The organism is Glycocaulis sp., from assembly GCF_051859565.1.
GTDB lineage: Bacteria > Pseudomonadota > Alphaproteobacteria > Caulobacterales > Maricaulaceae > Glycocaulis.
In genome coordinates this window covers 169,835-189,207 of record NZ_JBHYFK010000006.1, presented here as the reverse complement: position 1 = coordinate 189,207, position 19,373 = coordinate 169,835, and the positions used below count along the sequence as shown (strand labels likewise).

Below are 19,373 nucleotides of genomic sequence, written 5' to 3'. Positions count from 1 at the left end.
ACCCCCTACCCCTCATCCATGCCGAAATCGAAATTGGGGGCCGAGTGGGTGAGTGCGCCGACCGAGATCACGTCGACGCCCGTTTCGGCAATCGCGCGGATGGTGGAAAGGGTGACGCCGCCTGACGCCTCCAAAATGACCTTGCCCTTGGCGGCTTTCACGGCGGCCTTCATGTCATCCAGCGGGAAGTTATCCAGCAGCACGCTCTCCGCGCCCGCTGCCAGCGCTTCATCCAGCTGGTCCAGCCGGTCGATCTCGACGGCCACGCGCGTCATATGCCCGGCATGGGCTTTCGCACGCCGGACGGCCTCGCCCACACTGCCCGCAACGGCGACGTGATTATCCTTGATGAGGATGGCATCATCGAGCCCGAAACGATGGCTCGCCCCGCCGCCTGCGCGCACCGCGCTGAGTTCCAGCGCGCGTAAAGTGGGCGTGGTCTTGCGGGTGTGGGCGATTTTCGCGCCCGTGCCCTTCACGGCCTCCACATACAGCCTCGTCAGCGTGGCAATGCCGCTCAAGCGCCCCAGGAAGTTCAGCGCCGTGCGCTCGGCGATCAGGATGGCGCGGACAGAACCCTCCACCGCCAGCACTACATCGCCTGCGGCCAGCGTGTCGCCGTCCCCGGCACGCCAATAGGTCTTCAAGGTGGGATCGCACTGACGGAACACTTCCGCCGCCACCGCCTGCCCTGCCAGCACACCCTCGCCGCGCGCGGCAATCACGAAAGCGGCATGGGCGTGGGCGGGGATCACCGCTTCGCTGGTCACATCGCCGCGCCCGCCCAGATCCTCGGCCAGCGCGCGGGCGACAATGTCGGTGGGATAGGCGCTGTTCATTCGGCAGGCTCCGCCAGCGTGGTCACATCAGGATGCGCGGCGCGCGCGTCAGCGAGCGTCAGGCGGGTACGGGCGGCTATTGCTGCCGTCGCCGGATAATCACAGCGGAAATGCCCGCCCCGGCTCTCGGTGCGCAGCATGGCTCCTGCCGCCACGAAGCGCGCAGCGATCAGGGCATCGGCTTCGCCGTGCTCGGCTTCCAGCGTGTCGATGAGGTCAAGCAGGCGGGCGAGCCCCGCGCCGTCGCGCTCCACCCCTGCCTGCAGCGCCATGGCGGTGCGTAGGCGCGCCAGAGCGTCAGCGGGCAGTGCCGGGGCCGGATCGGCCGCTAGCGGCGTCAACGCGCGCTGCGGCGCGTTTGCAAGCGCCTCTGACGCCCGACGCCCGAAGACCAGCCCTTCCAGCAGGGAGTTTGACGCCAGCCGGTTCGCGCCATGCACGCCGGTGGACGCGCACTCGCCCACGGCCCAGAGGCCCGGCACGCCGGTAAAGCCTTCGGTGTCCGTCGCCACCCCGCCCATATGATAGTGCGCGGCCGGCGCGACCGGGATTGGCTCAAGCCGCGGATCAATGCCAGCCTCCTGACACGCGGCAAACACGGCCGGAAAGCGCTCCGGAAATGCCTCGCCCACCGCCGCGCGGGCATCGAGATACGCCCCGCGCCCGGTCTTCACCTGACGGTGGACAGCGCGGGCCACCACATCGCGCGGGGCGAGCTCGGCTTGCGAGTGAACGCCGCGCATGAAGCGATGGCCTTTCGCGTCGATGAGCGTGGCGCCTTCACCGCGCAGGGCTTCGGTGGCGAGCGGCGCGGGATCGCGGCCCACATCGATAGCCGTCGGGTGGAACTGGACAAATTCCGGGTCCTGAATGACCGCGCCGAACTGCGCGGCCCAGGCTAAGGCCTGGCCCTGACTGCTTGCAGGCGTCGTCGTCACGCCATAGAGCCCACACAAACTGCCCGTCGCCAGCACCACATCGCTGGCCAGAATCTCATGGCGCGCGCCGCCCGCATCAAACGCGATCACGCCTGCGCAGCCGCCGTGTTCATCGGGTATCAGGCCCGCTGCACGCCAGCCCTCGCGGATCTCGATATGGGGTGCGGCCTGAACGGCTTCGATCAAAGCGGCGAGTATGCCCGCCCCGGCCTGATCCCCCTTCACCCGCGCCACACGGGCACGTGAATGGGCGGCTTCGCGCGACAATGCCCAGCTGCCGTCGGCTTCCCGTTCGAACGGCGCGCCCAGCGCATACAGCGCCTCGATCTCGGCAGGTCCGGCTTCGGCCAGCAGGTAAGCGGCCGCCTCATCGACCAGCCCTGCTCCGGCAGCAATCGTGTCGCACGCATGCAAGGACGGGCTGTCATCGGGCCCCAGCGCAGCGGCCACGCCACCCTGCGCCCAGCCGGTGGAACTGCCCTCCCCCAGCTTTGCGCCCGTCAGCAGAACCACCCGGCGCGGAGCGGCATGCAGCGCGGTCCACAAGCCCGCTATGCCAGCGCCGATAATGATGAGGGGGTGGGTCACCGGATTACCTATCCTTGAACTCCCGGCCAAGCGCAGCGCAGAGCCGGGATCTCGTGCAGAAATGGCCGCAGGCCCCGGATCGCTTCGCGTCCGGGGTTTCATCGCTGTTGGCTAAACGCTCACATAGGGGATCGAGACGGCAGGCTTGCTGGTGTCAAAGGCGGGCGGCTTGCCCAGCGATGGCAGGGCCAGCATGGCATCCACGCTGGCTTTGGCACGCTCAGCGATCAGCGGATCGACATGGACTTCATGCTTCATGTCGCGCAGGGCTTCATAGATCCCCTTAAGCGTGATGCGCTTCATGTGCGGGCAGAGATTGCAGGGCTTTACGAAGTTCACGCCCGGATTTTCCACCGCCACATTATCGCTCATCGAGCACTCGGTGATGAGGATGGCGGTCTGCGGCTGGTGATCCTTCACATAAGCCGCCATCGCGCCGGTGGAGCCGGCAAAGTCAGCGGCTTTGAGCACGTCCGGCGGACACTCCGGGTGCGTGATGATCATGGCTTCGGGGTGGGCGGCGCGCAGGGCCTCGATATCCTCCACCGTGAACTGCTCATGCACCTCGCAACTGCCCTTCCAGGTGAGGATGCGGATGCCGGTCTGGCTGGCGACATTCCTGGCGAGATACTCGTCCGGAATGAGGATGACCGTGTCGGTATTCCACTCGCGCGCGATGGCCTCGACCACCTGCACGGCATTGGACGAGGTGCAGCAGATGTCGGAATACGCCTTCACCTCGGCGGACGTGTTCACATAAGTGACGATCGGATAGTCGGGATAAGCCTCGCGGATGGCGCGCACATTCGCGCCGGTGATGGAGGCGGCCAGCGAACAGCCCGCGCGCTCATCAGGGATCAGCACGGTTTTTTCCGGCGAGAGGATTTTCGCCGTTTCGGCCATGAAGTGGACGCCCGCCTGCACGATCACGCGGGCCTCGGTCTTCGCCGCTTCCTGCGCGAGCTTGAGCGAATCTCCCATGATATCGCCCACCGTGTGGAAGATGTCGGCGGTCATATAGTTATGGGCGAGGATGACAGCATCGCGCTCTATCTTCAGGCGGTTGATCGCGTCGATCAGCGGCGCATGCAGCGGCCACTCCATCGGCGTCACCACCGATTTCACCTTCTCATAAAGGTGATCGGTGCGCGCCTTCACGCCCGCATCATAGACCAGCGCCTCAGCGGCGGGCCATGCATTATCAAGGGCTTGCATGCGGGTCGGGTCGTGCCGGTCCATCGCGTCTCATCCTCTCCCTGCCCTCTTTTGCTCATTTTGAGCATTATGAGGGGCCAGAAAATCGGCGGGCCGGTCACCGGTCACGCCGTTTTGCTCTTAGTGAGCCTAAGGTGGGATGTTTCTACGCCCCGGCAAGGGGGGATGCAAGACAGTTTTCTTGCACCCCAACGTGAGAAGCGGCGCGGGCGCCAGCCGTCATGCCTCGATTTCCCCGTATCGGGACTATTTGCGACGGTAGATGTCTCCCCCGCCTGCGGGGGAGACATCTACCGCATGGGTGTGTAGCGCGCCTACAACCCGAAGATAAGCGAGCGGTGCGCGGCAAGCCCTGCCATCGTGCCATCGGCGACCGCGAACCCCACCGAACCGGCGGGCCGGGCCATGTCCCCGCACGCGAAGACGCCCGGTCGGCTGGTCTGTTTCATCGCGTCGGTCTGCACGAAGGCACCCAGCGGCCCTTCCTCGAAGGCAAGGCCCATCTGGTGCGCGATGCCTGACGTCATCTCCATGCGCGGCTGGACAAACAGGCCCGCCAGAGAAACCGTGCGGTCGTCGGCGAGCAGGATGTTCACCCCCTCGCCTTCGATGCGGGCCACCGGCACGTGTTCCAGCTTCACCCCACGGCGTTCGAGGCCTGCAAGTTCCTCTGCGCCGGGCCTGAACAAGCCATCTGAAAATAGCGTCGTCGGGCCCCAGTCGGGCAGCATCATCGCCTGATGCACCGCCATGGCTGAGCTGGCGAGCACCCCGACCGGGCCTCCACCCAGCTCATAGCCATGGCAGTAAGGGCAGTGGAAGACATGCCGCCCCCAGCGTTCCTCCAACCCCGGAATATCGGGCAGCACATCGCGTATACCGGTCGCCAGAATGATGCGTGAGGCTCTGGCGGATGTATCGCCGAGGCAGACCGCGTAGCCGCCCTCAACCGGCTCAACCCGGCGTGCTTCGCCCTCATGCCATTCCACCGTCGGATAGGCGAGAAGCTGCTCACGGCCCAGTGCAGCGAGGTCAGCAGGCGGCACGCCATCATGGCCGAAAAATCCGTGCGATGCGCTGGCAAAGCGATTGCGCCGCACACCCGTATCTACCACCAGCACCCGCCTGCGGGCCCTCGCCAGCTGCAATCCGGCGGCCAGCCCCGCATAGCTGCCCCCGATAATGATGACGTCGTATTGCATGGCTGGCTCCTTTGCCGCTTATCACGCCACTTTAAATGTTACGTGTTTGCGGTGGAGTCAATCCCTTGCTACTTTAAAAGTTGCAAGATCCGCGAAACAGGACACCGCCCATGGCACGCGATTACCGGCTGAGCCGCATGCTCCACGTGCTGATCCACATGGGGGAGGCCGAAAAACCCTGCACGTCCCAAGAGATAGCCGCCATGCTGAATACCAATCCGGTGGTGGTCCGGCGCACGATGGCGGGCCTGCGCGATCAGGGCTATGTCGTGTCGGAGAAGGGTCATGGCGGCGGCTGGCGGCTGACCCGGCCTTTAAGCGCCATCACCCTGCTGGACGTTCACCGCGCGCTGGAGCCGGGCGCGCTCTTTGCCATCGGCCCCAGCCGGGACAGGCCTGAATGCCTTGTGGAGCAGGCGGTAAACGCCTCCATGCAGGAGGCTTTTGCCCGCGCCGAGGCAGAATTGATCCGCGAATTGCAGGGCCGAACCCTCGCCGACATCGTGGAAGGCATGAAGCGCCCGCCGGCCTGTGACGGCCAGCATGGCAGACCCGCCTGACACCGCCTGATCTGCGGCTTGATTGCGGGCGCGGGCGCGCCTAGGTTCGCGCGCAATTTCCACCCCCGCCGGAACCCGTGTCATGGCCGAGCAAAAAGCCCCGTCCTTTCAGGACCTGATCCTGACGCTCCAGCACTATTGGGCAAAACAGGGCTGCGCCATTCTCCAGCCCTATGACACCGAGGTTGGCGCTGGCACTTTGCATCCCGCGACCACCTTGCGCTCACTGGGGCCAAAGCCGTGGCGGGCGGCCTATGTGCAGCCCTCGCGCCGTCCGGGCGACGGGCGCTATGGCGAGAACCCGAACCGGCTGCAGCACTATTACCAGTTCCAGGTGCTCCTGAAGCCCTGCCCGGCCGATATTCAGGACCTGTATCTCGGCTCGCTGGACGCGCTCGGCATCGACCGGCGCCTGCACGATGTGCGCTTTGTGGAGGATGACTGGGAGAACCCGACCGTCGGCGCCTGGGGGCTCGGCTGGGAGGTCTGGTGCGACGGGATGGAGGTGAGCCAGTTCACCTATTTCCAGCAGGTCGGCGGGCTGGATGTGGAGCTGGTCTCCGGCGAACTGACCTACGGGCTGGAACGCCTCGCCATGTATGTGCAGGGCGTGGAGAATGTCTACGACCTCGATTTCAACGGCGCGGGCCTTTCCTATGGCGATGTGTTCCTTGAAAACGAGCGCCAGCACTCGGCCTTCAATTTCGAGCATGCCGATGTCGACATGCTGATCGAGTGGTTCAAGGGCGCGGAAAAGCAGTGCATGACGCTGCTGAGCCTGCCGACGCCCCTGCCCCTGCCCGCCTATGACTGGTGCCTGAAAGCCTCCCACCTCTTCAACCTCGTCGATGCGCGCGGCGCGATTTCGGTCGCCGAACGCGCGAGCTGGATCGCGCGGGTGCGAGAGCTCGCCAAGGGCTGCGCCAGCGCCTGGGTGGAACAGCAGAAAAAGGATGCCGCGTGATGGCCGCTGACCTCATCGTCTGGCATGGCCCCAACACCCGCTCCACCGGCACGGTCTGGCTGGTGGAGGAGCTGGGCGTGCCCTACGAACTGCGCAAGGTGGACGTGTTCGGCGGGGAAACACGCGAGGCGGAGTTTCTTAAAGTAAATCCTGCCGGCAAGGTTCCCGCCATCCGTCACAAGGGCAAGACGCTGACCGAGATGGCCGCGATCTCGCTATACCTGTGTGATGAGTTTCCGCAAGCCGGGCTCGCCCCGGCCATCGGTGATCCGCTGCGCGCCGATTATCTCTACTGGAGCGTGTTCCGCCCCGGCGTGCTGGAACCGGCCATCGTGACGAAGGCGCAGAACCTCGATGTCGATCCGCGCACGGTCGGCTGGGGCGAGTGGGAGACGGTCATCACGCTGATCGAGACCGCGCTGGAGGATGGGCCCTACCTGCTTGGAGAGCGCTTCTCGGCTGCCGATATCCTGATTGGCGGCGCGCTCGGCTGGCTCAAACACTTCAAGCTGATGCCGGACAATCCGCGCATTGACGATTACATCACCCGCCTGCACGCCCGGCCCGCCTATGCCCGCATGCAGGCCAGCAACCAGTAAAAACCGGACGCATCCTACCTTGGCCCAGCTACTCATCGAACTCTTCTGCGAGGAAATCCCGGCCCGCATGCAGGCGCGCGCCGAAGATGATCTTGCCCGGCTGATGGGCGAGGCGTTCAAGGCGGCGGGCCTTGGCGTGGATGCCCTCACGACCTTCTCCGGCCCGCGCCGCATTGGTCTCGTCGCGGAAGGCGTCCCTGCCCGCACGGCAGACGTCAGCGAGGAGCGCAAAGGGCCGCGCGTCGGCTCGCCGGAACAGGCCGTGCAGGGCTTCTTGCGCGGGGCAGGGCTCTCCAGCCTCGATCAGTGCCGCATCGACAACACGCCGAAGGGTGATTTCTACGTCGCTGTTATCGAGAAGCCGGGCCGCGATGCGGGCGAGGTGATTGCCGAGGCGCTGGAAGCCGCGATCCGTAACTTCCCCTGGCCGAAATCGATGAAGTTTGGCGAGGGCGAGCGGGCGCAGCGCTGGGTACGCCCGCTGCACCGCATCATCTGCCTGCTGGATGGCAAAATCGTGCCGGTAGCTGTGTTCGGTATCGAAGCCTCCAACGTCACCGAAGGCCACCGCATCCACTCCAAGGGCGAGCGGGTTTTTGCGGTGAAGGACTATGCCGATTACGCGGCAAAGCTCCGCGATAATGGCGTGGTGCTCACTCGCGCCGAGCGCTCGGCCATCATCCTTGAGGGCGCAAAGCGCGTCTGCGCGGATGCGGGCCTTGAGCTGATCGAGGATGAGGGATTGCTGGCCGAGGTGACGGGCCTTGCCGAATGGCCGGTCTCGGTGCTGGGCGAGATTGACCCTGCCTTCCTGGACCTGCCAGCCGAAGTCATCGCGCTGACCATGAAGGTGCACCAGAAATACTCCGCGGTGCGCGATCCGAAGACCGGCAGAATCGCTCCGAAATTCGTCAAGATCGCCAATCAGGACGCGAGGGATGGCGGCAAGGCGATTGCCCATGGCGCGGCCCGCGTCGTCTCCGCGCGCCTGTCCGATGCCCGCCATTTCTGGGATCTCGACCGCAAGCGCGGCCTCGATGCGATGGCAGGGGAGCTCTCCAAGGTCACCTTCCACGAAAAGCTCGGCACGCTGGCCGACAAGGTGGAGCGGGTCGCCGCGCTCGCGCGCGAACTTGCCCCGGCTGTGGGTGCTGACCCGGAGCTGGCATACCGCGCGGCGAAACTCGCCAAGGCCGATCTCGTCAGCCAGATGGTCTATGAGTTCCCCGAGCTGCAAGGCGTGATGGGGCGCTATTATGCGCTGGATCCCTCTCATGAAACCCCGGAAGCGCGCAGCGCTGTCCGGGGCCTCGATCAGGATGGGCACGAGGTCCCGGCTCGCGCCTCCGGCGCGTCCGGGAGTTCAGGGGGGATGCTTTCCGGCCTCACCCCGGACCAGCGCCGCGAAATCGCCGACGCCATCCGCGATCATTACAAGCCGCAAGGCCCGTCAGACGCGGTGCCGACAGCGCCGGTCAGCGCAGCCGTCGCCCTCGCCGACAAGCTCGATACGCTGGTCGGCTTCTGGGCGATTGATGAAAAACCCACCGGCTCGAAAGACCCGTTTGCCCTGCGGCGCGCGGCGCTGGGAATCTTCCGAATATTGATCGCCACCCAAACCCGTCTCCGCCTGAGACACCCGGTCGCAGCTGCTCGGCGAGCGATAGCAGATTTCGTTCCGTACCCCGGTAAAGACTCCGGGCAATCACTCTCCATCCATGAGGTGCTTTCCAGAGCTTGGCATATCGTGTTCGTAAGTGATCTTGCCGCTTACATAATTGAGCGCGTCAAAATAAACCTACGAAGCCAAGGCATTAGGCATGATGTGATCGATGCAGTCTTCAGACCCGGGAGCGACGACCTTTTCTATGTTTCAATAAATGCTCGCGCGCTGCAGGGCTTCTTGGAGACAGAGGAAGGCGCAACGCTACTGTCTAGCTATCGCCGGACAAACATCCTGCGCGACGAGGAAAAGAAGGGCTTTGACGTAGCGGCGGCGCTTGCAGAGCTTGATCCTTCCTTCACTCCTGAAACCCCGGAAGCGCGCAGCGCTATCCGGGGCCTCGATTCCGATGGGCACGAGGTCCCGGCTCGCGCCTCCGGCGCGTCCGGGAGTTCAGCTCTGTTGAAAGCCCTCGCCGAGGCCGCGGCAGAGCCGCAGGAAAAGGCGCTGATCAGCGCGCTTGAGACCGCGAGCGCAGACGCCGCGAAGGCCCTTGAAGCGGAAAACTTCGAAGGTGCAATGCGGGCGCTGGCCACTTTAAGGGCGCCGGTTGATGCCTTCTTCGAGGCGGTTACGGTGAATGCGGACGATCCAATGTTGCGGCGCAACAGACTTGTTCTATTGTCGCGCATCCGCGCGGCGGTACAGGCCGTGGCTGACTTTGACAGGCTGGAAGGCTAAGCAGGCGCCCGGCACATCACATAACCGCCCCGGCGCGGCGGACCTAAGGAAGAGCGAGTACACTGGCGATGACGAAATGGGTTTATGCCTTTGGTGGCGGCGCAGCCGATGAGATGACCGGCGATGCCCGCGCGCTTCTGGGTGGCAAGGGCGCCAACCTTGCCGAGATGGCGCGCCTTGGCCTGCCTGTCCCGCCCGGTTTCACCCTGACCACCGAAGTCTGCACAGCCTTCTACGCCAATGAGCGCGCCTATCCCGCCGAGCTGGAAGCCCAGGTGGAAGCCGCCCTCGCCGATCTGGAAAAGAAGGTCGGCAAGACGTTTGGCGATCCCGCCAATCCGCTGCTGGTATCTGTGCGTTCCGGTGCCCGCGCCTCCATGCCGGGCATGATGGATACGGTCCTTAATCTGGGGCTCAATGACGAGACGGCTGAAGGGCTGGCCAAGCTTTCCGGGGACCGCCGCTTCGCGCTCGACAGCTATCGCCGCTTCATCACCATGTATTCGGACGTGGTGCTCGGCGTCTCCCATAGCGAGTTCGAGGAAATCCTTGAGCGCTACAAGGAAGAGAACGACCTGCAGCTCGACACCGAGATCACGGCAGAGGGCTGGGAAGAGATCATCGCCGACTACAAGGCAGCCGTGAAATCGGCGCTGGGCGAGCCCTTCCCCACCGATCCGCGCGACCAGCTCTGGGGCGCGATGGGCGCGGTGTTCGGCAGCTGGATGAATGACCGCGCGGTCACCTATCGGCGCATGTATGACATCCCCGCCAGCTGGGGCACCGCCGTCAACGTGCAGGCCATGGTGTTCGGCAATATGGGCGAAAGCTCCGCGACGGGCGTCGCGTTCACCCGCGACCCCTCCACCGGCGAGCGCGCCTATTACGGCGAATTCCTGATCAATGCGCAGGGCGAGGACGTGGTGGCGGGCATCCGCACGCCGCAATGCCTGACCCAAACCATGCGCGAGAAGATGGGCGATCCCGCCCCGTCCATGGAAGAAGCCCTGCCTGTGGTCTATGCGGAGCTGGCGAAGGTGTTCGACTCGCTGGAGCGCCATTATCGCGACATGCAGGACATCGAGTTCACGGTCGAGATGGGCCGCCTGTGGATGCTGCAGACCCGCAACGGCAAGCGCACCGCGCGCGCGGCGCTGAAAATCGCCTGCGACATGGTCGATGACGGCCTGATCACGCAGGAAGAGGCCGTGCTGCGCGTGGACCCGTCTGCGCTGGACCAGCTGCTCCACCCCACCATTGCCGAAGACTATCAGCGCGACGTGATCGCCAAGGGCCTGCCCGCCTCTCCGGGCGCGGCCTCTGGCCGGGCCGTGTTTGATTCCGATGAGGCCGAGCACCGCGCCAGCCTTGGCGAGAAAGTGATCCTCGTACGCGTGGAAACCTCCCCTGAAGACATTCACGGCATGCACGCCGCCCAGGCCATCGTGACGGCACGCGGCGGCATGACCAGCCACGCGGCGGTTGTCGCGCGCGGCATGGGCCGGCCTTGCGTTTCCGGTGCCGGCGAGATCCGCATTGATGCGGCGGCCAAGAAGTTCACCGCGCGCGGGCGCGTGATCACCGATGGCGACATCATCACCGTCGATGGCGCGACGGGCGAAGTGCTGTTCGGCGAAGCGAAGATGATCAAGCCGGAGCTGACCGGCGATTTTGCCAAGCTCATGGTCTGGGCCGATGGCGCGCGCCGCATGAAGGTGCGCACCAATGCCGAAACGCCTGCCGACGTGCAGACGGCCAAGGAGTTCGGTGCCGAAGGCATTGGCCTCTGCCGTACCGAGCATATGTTCTTTGACGCAGACCGCATCGCCGCCGTGCGCGAAATGATCCTGTCTGAAGATCAGGATGGCCGCATCAATGCGCTGGCCAAGATCCTGCCCATGCAGCGCGATGATTTCGCAGAGATCTTCCGCATCATGGAGGAGCGCCCCTGCACGATCCGCCTGCTCGACCCGCCCCTGCACGAATTCCTGCCCCATAATGAGGAAGACGTGAAAGCGGTCTCGGAGGCGACGGGCCTGCCCGCCGACGCGCTGATGGAGCGCGCGCGTTCGCTGGCCGAAACCAATCCGATGCTCGGCCATCGCGGCTGCCGCCTCGGTATCACCTTCCCCGAAATCTACGAGATGCAGGCGCGCGCCATATTCGAGGCGCAGGCTCTTGTGGAAAAGGAAACCGGCTTCAAACCCGTCGCCGAAGTGATGATCCCGCTGGTCGCCACAGCAAAAGAGCTGGAAATCCTCAAAGTACGCGTGGCCGCCGTGGCCCGCGATGTGGAGCGGGAATCGGGCGTGGCCCCGGTCTATCTGATCGGCACCATGATCGAATTGCCGCGCGCAGCGCTGCGCGCAGGCGATATTGCGGAATTTGCCGAATTCTTCTCGTTCGGCACGAATGACTTGACCCAGACCACGTTCGGCCTCTCCCGTGACGATGCCGGCAAGTTTCTGGGGGCCTATCTCGAAGCACAGATTTTCGAGCGCGATCCGTTCGTGTCCATCGACCAGGACGGCGTTGGCGACCTCATCCGCATCGCCGTGGAGCGCGGACGCGCCGCCCGGCCCCAGCTAAAGCTTGGAATTTGCGGGGAACATGGCGGTGATCCGGCCTCGATTCGATTCTGCGAGTCGGTCGGCCTCGATTACGTCTCGTGTTCACCTTATCGTGTACCGATTGCCCGCCTCGCAGCGGCACAGGCTGCACTCAAGGCAAAGCAAGACTGATCTGCACTATAACACCATTGCCCCAATACTGAAGTTGGGCGGAATTGTGGCTATAGTTAACAGGCAGTGCAGAGCGGTTGACCTCGCCTGCGCACTTGAGTATGCATGAGCCAGATTTCGTTCACACCTTGCTAACCGAAGCGGGCACTCCATATGTGCCATCTCTAACGCTCGGTCTGGTATGTGAGCTGCATGGGGGACATGCAGGCCACAACACCCGAACGGCAAGGCGGAAGAAGAGGTATGCATGGCTATCGCGACGCGATTGCGTTCTGCGTTGTCAGGGTTTGCGCGTCTTTCAGGCGTGGCAGCCACCATCGGTCTGATGTCCGCACTGCCGCTGATCAGCGGCGAGATGTCCGCACGCGCGGATAATGCGCTGTGGTCATCCATCGCTGAACGCTATCTGGGCAGCGTCCTGGAAGGCAGCTGGGAAGAGGGCGAGGCCCTGTTCCAGACGGCGTCCTTCACTATCGACGCTTCGGACAGTGATATGGTTCCGCAGGTCAATGGCCGCTCGCTGGACGATCTGCAGACATTTGATCTCAGCCACCTGGCGCTCGCCCGTGACGCCCGCCGCCAGCAGAACTGCCTGGCAGAGGCTGTCTATTACGAAGCGCGCGGCGAGACTCTCAGCGGCCAGATGGCCGTTGCCGAAGTGGTGCTGAACCGGGTGCGCCACCGCGCTTATCCGGACAGCATATGCGGCGTGGTCTATCAGGGCTCCGAGCGCGCTACGGGCTGCCAGTTCAGCTTTGCGTGTGATGGCTCGGCAGAGCGCGCCCCGCGCGGCCGCGCCTGGCGCCAGTCACAGCTGATAGCCAAACACGCCATGCTGGGCTTTGCCCCGCAGGTCACGCGCTCGGCCACGCATTTCCATACGGCCAGCGTCAATCCGGGCTGGTCCTCCAGCCTCGTGCAGACGCGCCAGATCGGCTATCATGTCTTCTACCGCATGCCGAACCGCGCCGAGCGCGATCTGATCGACCGCGGCGTCTAATCGGCAGCTGAAGCCGGTTTGCCCAACCGTAGGTTTCTGCTATTCTCTCATCCAAGCAGTCGATTCGGGCGTCCGTTTGACAAACGGGTTGCGTGCGTTTCGCTCCTGCTGCCCATTCTGGACTGAGCATACAAGAGCTCAGACCTCCTCGGATCATGGGACAACTCACCGAGGCTCCGTCCAGGCGTCAAATGGGAATGCTGGCTGTGGTGGCGCGCGCCTCAGTCGGTATCCCGGTGATGCCGTCAAGGACGAGTAATCACCTGATTTCAGCTCCGGACCTATGCAACCCGAGGGGTTATGTCGATATGACCCGATAGGAGTTTTCCCAATGTGGAAGCTTATATCGGTGAAGATTGAGGTGAAGATTAACTTGGGAGTCTGCCTTTTTGGCTTGGCTGCCATTCTCGCCACAATTTTCTAAGAGACGACGGGAGGCGCGTTAGCGTCTCCCGTTTTTCGTTTCACTAACCCGGCTTTCCACCGCTTTGCGGGCCGCTTCGGCGGCCCGTTCGCGTTTCTGGCGGGCATTGCGGCCGAATATCAGCGCGAAGATGATGGCCAGCACGACAAGGCCGATAGTCAGCTCGATCATGACCGTCTCCTCTCGGGGGACTGCAGGGCAAGGCGGGCCTCTCCCGTCAGCACCGCCTTCGCTTCGGGCGTGAACCGCTCCCCCTCCCCGCCATGCACGATGAGGCCGGGCAGTAGGCGCAAGGGCGCACGGCTGGCCTTTACGGCACGCACGATGATGCGCTTGGCCGGCTCTCCTGCGCGTGGATGCACCGGCAATACGCCTATATCGCCCGCCCGGCCCTGGAACTCCGCCAGAATATCACCCAGCCTGTCCGCCCTGTGGATCAGCACGATCTGGCCCCTCGGGCGCAGCGCTTTCAGGCCTGCGCGTATCCAGTCTGCCAGCGGCGCATCGCTGATCCAGGCCCCGCGCTTTTCCGCCGAGGGCGGGCGCAAGGCGGTCTCGTCATCAAAGAAGGGCGGGTTGGAGAACACCGCATCGAACCGCGCCGTTCCGGCCAGCGCCAGCGCATCGCCGGTTTCCACCTCGATGCGGTCAGCACAATCATTCAGGGCAGCATTCGCCAAGGCCAGCGCCGCCATGGCCTGATCTTTCTCGAAGGCCGTGAAGCGCGCCTCAGGGTTCAGCCGCGCCGCGCACAGGAGCGCCGCTCCTGCCCCGCAGCCAAACTCGCACGCGTGGGCGCCGGGACGCAGTTCCAGCGCCGCTGCCAGCAGGACGGCATCAAGCCCCGCGCGATAGCCTTTGACCGGCTGGTCCAGCGCCACGCGTCCATCATGCAGGGTTGAGCGGCTGGTCTGAGCCTCGCCTGAGGCGGCAACGCTCATGCCTTGCCTGTATTGCCCAGCGCATCGGCGAGAAGGCGGCGGGCCTTGTCCGCATGCTCATCACCCACCAGTACACGGCGTTTTATCCACGGCACCGCGCCGCCAAACATTCCGGCCGTCTCTGCGTCCGTTACGACATACCTGATCCCGGCATCCTTCAGCACAGCCTCAATGAAAGACAGCTTTACCGGATCGTTGGTGGTCTCTATCTCGATCACGCACTATCTCCTGATGAAGTGGGTTCATTGGCCGCAGTGTCCTGCGCTTGCTGACACGCTAGCGCATTTCTATTGTGGCGGCTTGAACCCGCGCTTAGCAAGAGTACAGCCCATCGTGAACGGACTGCCCCTTTCAGACACGCCGCAGGCGGTAGCCGACCCGGTGTCCACGCTGATGGCGCTGGCCGGCGACGACATGCCGCGCGTGGAAGCCTTGCTGAACGAACGCATGGCAAGCCCTGTCGCGCTGATCCCGGAACTGGCCGCCTGGCTGGTCAAGGCGGGCGGCAAGCGCATCCGCCCCCTCATCACCATCGCCAGCGCGCGCATGCTGGGCTATGAGGGCGAAGGTCATCTGGCGCTCGCGGGCGCTGTGGAGCTGATCCACACCGCCACCCTCCTGCACGATGATGTGGTGGACGAAAGCGAATTGCGGCGCGGCAAGGCGTCCGCCAACCATATCTGGGGCAATCCGCAGAGCGTGCTGGTGGGCGATTTCCTGTTCGCGCAGGCCTTCATGCTGATGGTGGATTCCGGCTCGCTGGACGCGCTGCACGTGCTGTCGCGCGCCGCCGCCATCATCGCGGAGGGCGAGGTACGCCAGCTGGCTCTTGTGGGCGACATCGCTGTTTCCCGTCAGAGCTATATGGATGTCATCGACGCCAAGACGGCGGCGCTCTTTGCCGCCGCTGCGCAGGTATCCCCCATTCTGGCCGGGCGCCCCAAGGCAGAGGAAGACGCGCTCTACACCTATGGGCGCGAGCTGGGCCTTGCCTTCCAGCTTGTCGACGATGCGCTCGATTATGGCGGGCTGGCTGCCCTTCTGGGCAAAAACACCGGCGATGATTTCCGCGAGGGCAAGATCACTCTTCCCGTTACCCTGGCGCTGGAAAAAGCCAGCGATGAGGAGCGCGCCTTCTGGACCCGCACGCTGGGCGGCAAGACGCAAGATGAGAGCGATCTGGACGAAGCCATCGCCATCCTGAAACGCCATGGCGCGCTGGACGAAACGCTGGCACAGGCGCGCGCCCACGCGGCCAACGCCCAGTCCGCCTTGAGCATCTTCCCGCGTAATGAATGGACCGCTGCGCTCTCTGCGCTTGCCGAGTTTGTGGTCGACCGCGCCTACTGAGCGCTACCCGCAAGCCTTTCAGCATAACGCCCGCCCACCAGGTAGAGCGCACTCAGGCCAGCTGTCGTTACGCCAAAGACGATAAATGGCGCACCTTGCGGCCCCTGCAGCGCCAGGAGGCCTGCCAGCACGCACAAGGCACTAACCCCCGCATAGATGATCGCCACGTGACCATGGCTCCAGCCGGCTGCGACGAGGCGTTGGTAGAGGTGCTCGCGATGCGCCTGCATGTCCAGCCGCCCGCCAGCGGCGCGGCGCGCCATCGTCAAAAGCACATCAGCCAGAAACGGCAGGATGAAGAGCGGTGCCAGCCAGAGCGCACCGGAAAAGCCGGATCCGGCCATCGCCAGTGCCCCGCCTGCATAGAGCGCGCCTGCGCTGAGCGATCCGCCATCCCCGGCAAACACCTTCGCAGGTGGCCGGTTGAGTATCAGGAAGCCTGCCAGACCGCCTGCCAGCGCGGCGCCGGCGAAGCTGGCGTCCAGATGGCCGGTGGCCAGCCCCGCCAGCACCAGCCCCACCCCGCCTGGCAGAAGACCGGCGACCAGCATGCCGTCTGACCCGTCCATGAAGTTTACCGCATTGACCGTGACGAAAATGAACAAGCCCGCACCGGCCACCGCCCCCCAGACGGGTAGGGCAAGATAGAGCGTCTCCGTCACGGCTAGATAGCCCGGCACACCGATGAACCACGCCAGAATAAGCACGGACGCGGCCATCAGGGCGAATTTCGTGCGCGAGGACAGGCCAAAAAGATCATCCGCCGTGCCAAGCGCGCCCATCAGGACTGTCAGTGCAAGAATGGCAAGCGCACTCCCGCCCGGCACCGGCACGAAGGCAAGCCACAGGAAGGCTGCGCCCGCCGCGGCCAGTATGCCGATCCCGCCACCGCGCGGCGTGGGCGTCTCGTGCAGGGATCTGTGATCTGGCATGTCCAGCACACCGGCCTTCCAGAGCAGCGCCGAGACACCGCAACTGATCAGGAAGGCGATCAGCGCGCAGATGGCGAGCATCATTCCCATCAGGCCGCTCCGGCCAGCCGCACAGGGCGGACAATCCAGTCCGGGTGACTTTCCGACAATGCCCGGGCCACTTGCGAGGCCGTTTCAGCCTCATCGAGCAGCGCAAAACAGCTTGCGCCCGAGCCGGACATGCGCGCCAGGCGCACCGCGTCGAAGGCGTTCAGCTCGGCGAGCACATCGCCAATTACCGGCTCCAGCGCCATGGCAGGCGCCTCCAGATCATTGTGGCCCGCCGCCGCGAGTGCCAGCGCCGCCGCCGGGTCTCCGGCCACCGGCGCACGTGTCAGCGCGCCGAATGTCTTGCGCTCCTTGCTCTGATCGAGAGCCCGGAAAACATCGGCGGTCGATACAGGTTTGCCCGGATTGACGATCACCGCGTTCAGCTCGGGCCATGCGGGCAGAACCCTGATGTCCTCGCCAATGCCCTCCATCAGCACGGGGCGCGACCAGACACAGGCCGGCACGTCCGCGCCAACCACGCTGCCGATCTCGGCCAGCGCGCGGGTCGAAAAGCCCAGCTCCCAGAGATCATTGAGGACGCGCAAGGCTGCCGCAGCATCGGCAGACCCGCCGCCCATGCCGGAGGCGACAGGCAGATGCTTCTCCAGCACGAGCCGCGCGCCCAGCTGCGGCCGGTCTGCGGCTGCGCGCAAGGCCCAAGCTGCCTTGAGCACCAGATTGTGGGTGTCATCCGCGAGCGCCGGTGCAAACGGTCCATCCAGCTGCAAGGTGAGATCATCAGCCGGGCTGGCGTGCAGCGTGTCACCCCAGTCGGCAAACACGACAAGGCTTTGCAGCGGGTGATAACCATCTGCGCGCGGCCGGGCCACGCGCAAGGTCAGATTGATCTTGGCAGGGGCAAAGGCGGTGAGTCTGCCCGCCTGGGGGGCGCTCATTCAATATCCTCAGGCGCGCCCTCAAGGCCTTGCACCAGGCGCATCTCCAGCAAGGCTTCCTCGCGTGGGTCAGAGGTGAGGTCGAGCGCGCGCTGCCACTGGAAACCCGCTTCAAGCTCCCGTCCCGAGCGCGCATAGGCGTCGCCCAGATGCCAGTGAATGGTCGCATTGGCGGGCGACAGCTCCACCGCCCGTTCCAGCCATTCCACGGCCTGCTCGTACCGGCCGAGCTTGAAATGTCCCCAGCCCAGACTGTCAAGAATGGCCCCGTTATCGGGCGCCAGCTCTGCGGCGCGTTCCACCAGGGCAAAGCCTTCATTCACCCGCTCGCCCAGCACGATCCAGTTATAGCCCAGATGGTTGAGCACGCGGGCCTCGTCAGGCTCCAGCGCCAGCGCCTGCAGGAAGCCTTCTTCGGCCCCTGCCCAGTCACCGGCAATCTGCAGGCATACCGCCCGGTAGAAGATATGGCGCCAGTCCATGCCCCGGCCTTCGGCGGACCGCTCGGCCAGCACCGCGTCATAGAGTGCCACCGCATCATCACAATGCCCGGTCAGCCGGTAGATGTCGGCCAGCAGCAGGCGCGGCTGCTCGGCCATCTCGCCAGAGGCCAGCGAGCGGGCGCGCGCCAGCGCATCGGTCTGGTCGCCGCGCCGGAACAGGGTCCACGCCGCATCGACGCGTGCCTGCTCCACGAAGGGCGCACTGTCGACCGAATCGAAGGCGGCAATGGCGTCATCCTCCAGCCCGAGACGGTCCAGAATCGTCGCCAGAAGCATGGTGTTACGATCGAAGTCCGGGTCGATGCTCTGGACGATACGCAGATAGAGCGCGGAATATTCCGCCGGCGCCGACGCGTTCAGCATGGCAGCAGGCGCAAACATGGAGCGTGCAGCGCCCTGCGCCGGCGTGAAGCGTGCCGGTGGCCGCCGCCCGGCTTCCAGCCGCGCCAGCGCCTGCGCCACTTCGGGGTCGCGCTGGTCTGTGCGCCGCTCCAGATGGACCTGATAAAGACGCCGCGCCTCGTCGCGCCGCCCCTGCCGCTCGAAGAACGCGCCCCGCACAATGGTGGTGAAGCCTTCCATGTCGAGACCGGAGTAGGCGGCGCGATAGGCTTCGTCTGCGGCCTCCATCCGTCCGGCCGCTTCCAGGATCATGCCCCGGTGAAGCATGATATGCCCGGTCAGCCCGGCAGAGGCCGTGACCGGCCGGTCAGCAGCCTCATTTGCCCTGCCGGCACGTACCAGCCGCCAGTCATCCAGCATTGAGGAGACCATCGCGCCAAACGGGCCGAACGGGTCTTCAAGCTCGACCGACGGGCCGCGTATGCGCCCCGCCAGCTCACCGCCCTTCAGGTAGATATGGGCCAGCTGCAGGCCGTCCGGGTGATCCCCGGCAACACGCGCCGGACCGTCTGCCCGCTCGAACTGGCCAGCCAGCAGCGCCGAGTAAAAGGCCCGTTCCGACAGCAGCGAGGAACCCGGATCATGGCTCAGCGCCTCGGCATAGAAGCGCGAGGACTCCGCCGTTTCGCGTGATGAACCGGCATAGCGCGCAGCCAGGAACGCCCCGTAGGCGCTCGGCTCCTCGTCCTGCAACAAACCGTGCGGCAGCGCACACGACACCGCCAGCACGGGCAGGCACAGGGCCACGCGCATCAGACCGGCCATCATGGCGCGCCGTGGCGGCG

17 protein-coding genes are annotated in these 19,373 nt (G+C 64.9%); 7 read left to right on the top strand and 10 right to left on the bottom strand.

Annotation, left to right across the window (positions count from 1 at the left end; all coding sequences use genetic code 11):
- Positions 1-5 precede the first annotated feature (5 nt).
- The 4 genes from nadC to ACTIGC_RS10450 form a co-directional block, all read right to left on the bottom strand.
- A complete protein-coding gene (nadC, locus tag ACTIGC_RS10465) occupies positions 6-839 on the bottom strand; it encodes a carboxylating nicotinate-nucleotide diphosphorylase (protein WP_439634347.1) in 834 nt (277 codons plus the stop codon).
- Positions 836-2,365 (bottom strand): L-aspartate oxidase, encoded by a 1,530-nt coding sequence (locus ACTIGC_RS10460; protein ID WP_439634346.1) that lies wholly within the window; start codon positions 2,363-2,365, stop codon positions 836-838. The genes nadC and ACTIGC_RS10460 overlap by 4 nt, the downstream gene beginning before the upstream one ends.
- Before the next feature lie 111 nt (positions 2,366-2,476).
- Complete coding sequence (gene nadA, locus ACTIGC_RS10455) at positions 2,477-3,604, bottom strand: quinolinate synthase NadA (protein ID WP_439634345.1); 1,128 nt, start codon at positions 3,602-3,604, stop codon at positions 2,477-2,479.
- Between the two features lie 290 nt (positions 3,605-3,894).
- The gene (locus ACTIGC_RS10450; RefSeq protein ID WP_439634344.1) at positions 3,895-4,782 is read right to left on the bottom strand and encodes an NAD(P)/FAD-dependent oxidoreductase; all 888 of its coding nucleotides are present in this window, start codon (positions 4,780-4,782) and stop codon (positions 3,895-3,897) included.
- Between the two features lie 110 nt (positions 4,783-4,892).
- On the opposite strand from ACTIGC_RS10450, the gene ACTIGC_RS10445 reads away from it, so the two are divergent.
- The 6 genes from ACTIGC_RS10445 (at position 4,893) to ACTIGC_RS10420 (ending at position 13,050) form a co-directional block, all read left to right on the top strand.
- Entirely contained in the window at positions 4,893-5,342 is a 450-nt protein-coding gene (locus ACTIGC_RS10445; RefSeq protein ID WP_439634343.1) for an Rrf2 family transcriptional regulator, read from the top strand.
- An 82-nt stretch (positions 5,343-5,424) separates the two neighbouring features.
- The gene (locus tag ACTIGC_RS10440) at positions 5,425-6,306 is read left to right on the top strand and encodes a glycine--tRNA ligase subunit alpha (protein WP_439634342.1); all 882 of its coding nucleotides are present in this window, start codon (positions 5,425-5,427) and stop codon (positions 6,304-6,306) included.
- Entirely contained in the window at positions 6,306-6,905 is a 600-nt protein-coding gene (locus ACTIGC_RS10435) for a glutathione S-transferase family protein (protein WP_439634341.1), read from the top strand. Before ACTIGC_RS10440 ends, ACTIGC_RS10435 begins: the two co-directional genes overlap by 1 nt.
- 19 nt (positions 6,906-6,924) lie before the next feature.
- A complete protein-coding gene (gene glyS, locus ACTIGC_RS10430) occupies positions 6,925-9,309 on the top strand; it encodes a glycine--tRNA ligase subunit beta (protein WP_439634340.1) in 2,385 nt (794 codons plus the stop codon).
- A 68-nt stretch (positions 9,310-9,377) separates the two neighbouring features.
- Positions 9,378-12,050 carry a pyruvate, phosphate dikinase gene (ppdK, locus tag ACTIGC_RS10425; RefSeq protein WP_439634339.1) on the top strand — a complete coding sequence of 891 codons (2,673 nt, stop codon included), beginning with the start codon at positions 9,378-9,380 and terminating at the stop codon, positions 12,048-12,050.
- A gap of 247 nt (positions 12,051-12,297) precedes the next feature.
- The gene (locus ACTIGC_RS10420) at positions 12,298-13,050 is read left to right on the top strand and encodes a cell wall hydrolase (RefSeq protein ID WP_439634338.1); all 753 of its coding nucleotides are present in this window, start codon (positions 12,298-12,300) and stop codon (positions 13,048-13,050) included.
- A 442-nt stretch (positions 13,051-13,492) separates the two neighbouring features.
- On the opposite strand, the gene ACTIGC_RS10415 is transcribed toward ACTIGC_RS10420, so the two are convergent.
- The 3 genes from ACTIGC_RS10415 to ACTIGC_RS10405 are packed head-to-tail and all read right to left on the bottom strand — an operon-like array spanning position 13,493 to position 14,633.
- On the bottom strand, positions 13,493-13,645 hold the full coding sequence (locus ACTIGC_RS10415) for a hypothetical protein (RefSeq protein WP_439634337.1): 153 nt from the start codon (positions 13,643-13,645) through the stop codon (positions 13,493-13,495).
- A complete protein-coding gene (locus tag ACTIGC_RS10410) occupies positions 13,642-14,415 on the bottom strand; it encodes a tRNA1(Val) (adenine(37)-N6)-methyltransferase (protein ID WP_439634336.1) in 774 nt (257 codons plus the stop codon). The genes ACTIGC_RS10415 and ACTIGC_RS10410 overlap by 4 nt, the downstream gene beginning before the upstream one ends.
- On the bottom strand, positions 14,412-14,633 hold the full coding sequence (locus ACTIGC_RS10405; protein ID WP_127567473.1) for a putative signal transducing protein: 222 nt from the start codon (positions 14,631-14,633) through the stop codon (positions 14,412-14,414). The genes ACTIGC_RS10410 and ACTIGC_RS10405 overlap by 4 nt, the downstream gene beginning before the upstream one ends.
- Positions 14,634-14,748: 115 nt before the next feature.
- Here ACTIGC_RS10405 and ACTIGC_RS10400 point away from each other — a divergent pair, with 115 nt between their 5' ends.
- On the top strand, positions 14,749-15,765 hold the full coding sequence (locus ACTIGC_RS10400; protein WP_439634335.1) for a polyprenyl synthetase family protein: 1,017 nt from the start codon (positions 14,749-14,751) through the stop codon (positions 15,763-15,765).
- Here ACTIGC_RS10400 and ACTIGC_RS10395 read toward each other — a convergent pair.
- From ACTIGC_RS10395 to ACTIGC_RS10385, 3 genes are read right to left on the bottom strand one after another with little or no spacing between them, the layout of a single operon-like run.
- Positions 15,759-16,787 (bottom strand): hypothetical protein, encoded by a 1,029-nt coding sequence (locus ACTIGC_RS10395; RefSeq protein ID WP_439634334.1) that lies wholly within the window; start codon positions 16,785-16,787, stop codon positions 15,759-15,761. The two genes, ACTIGC_RS10400 and ACTIGC_RS10395, sit on opposite strands and share 7 nt — an antisense overlap.
- Positions 16,787-17,683, bottom strand: coding sequence for a 4-(cytidine 5'-diphospho)-2-C-methyl-D-erythritol kinase (locus ACTIGC_RS10390; protein WP_439634333.1), 897 nt, complete (start codon positions 17,681-17,683; stop codon positions 16,787-16,789). The genes ACTIGC_RS10395 and ACTIGC_RS10390 overlap by 1 nt, the downstream gene beginning before the upstream one ends.
- Positions 17,680-19,353: a tetratricopeptide repeat protein gene (locus tag ACTIGC_RS10385; RefSeq protein WP_439634332.1), complete on the bottom strand. Its 1,674-nt coding sequence runs from the start codon at positions 19,351-19,353 to the stop codon at positions 17,680-17,682. Before ACTIGC_RS10385 ends, ACTIGC_RS10390 begins: the two co-directional genes overlap by 4 nt.
- Positions 19,354-19,373 lie beyond the last annotated feature (20 nt).

Bases quoted from the DNA above. Each gene is read 5' to 3' on its own strand.
- nadC (WP_439634347.1), bottom strand. From the start codon at position 839: ATGAACAGCGCCTATCCCACCGACATTGTCGCCCGCGCGCTGGCCGAG.
- nadA (WP_439634345.1), bottom strand. From the start codon at position 3,604: ATGGACCGGCACGACCCGACCCGCATGCAAGCCCTTGATAATGCATGG.
- ACTIGC_RS10450 (WP_439634344.1), bottom strand. From the start codon at position 4,782: ATGCAATACGACGTCATCATTATCGGGGGCAGCTATGCGGGGCTGGCC.
- ACTIGC_RS10445 (WP_439634343.1), top strand. From the start codon at position 4,893: ATGGCACGCGATTACCGGCTGAGCCGCATGCTCCACGTGCTGATCCAC.
- ACTIGC_RS10440 (WP_439634342.1), top strand. From the start codon at position 5,425: ATGGCCGAGCAAAAAGCCCCGTCCTTTCAGGACCTGATCCTGACGCTC.
- ACTIGC_RS10435 (WP_439634341.1), top strand. From the start codon at position 6,306: ATGGCCGCTGACCTCATCGTCTGGCATGGCCCCAACACCCGCTCCACC.
- ppdK (WP_439634339.1), top strand. From the start codon at position 9,378: ATGACGAAATGGGTTTATGCCTTTGGTGGCGGCGCAGCCGATGAGATG.
- ACTIGC_RS10420 (WP_439634338.1), top strand. From the start codon at position 12,298: ATGGCTATCGCGACGCGATTGCGTTCTGCGTTGTCAGGGTTTGCGCGT.
- ACTIGC_RS10415 (WP_439634337.1), bottom strand. From the start codon at position 13,645: ATGATCGAGCTGACTATCGGCCTTGTCGTGCTGGCCATCATCTTCGCG.
- ACTIGC_RS10410 (WP_439634336.1), bottom strand. From the start codon at position 14,415: ATGAGCGTTGCCGCCTCAGGCGAGGCTCAGACCAGCCGCTCAACCCTG.
- ACTIGC_RS10395 (WP_439634334.1), bottom strand. From the start codon at position 16,787: ATGGGAATGATGCTCGCCATCTGCGCGCTGATCGCCTTCCTGATCAGT.
- ACTIGC_RS10390 (WP_439634333.1), bottom strand. From the start codon at position 17,683: ATGAGCGCCCCCCAGGCGGGCAGACTCACCGCCTTTGCCCCTGCCAAG.
- ACTIGC_RS10385 (WP_439634332.1), bottom strand. From the start codon at position 19,353: ATGGCCGGTCTGATGCGCGTGGCCCTGTGCCTGCCCGTGCTGGCGGTG.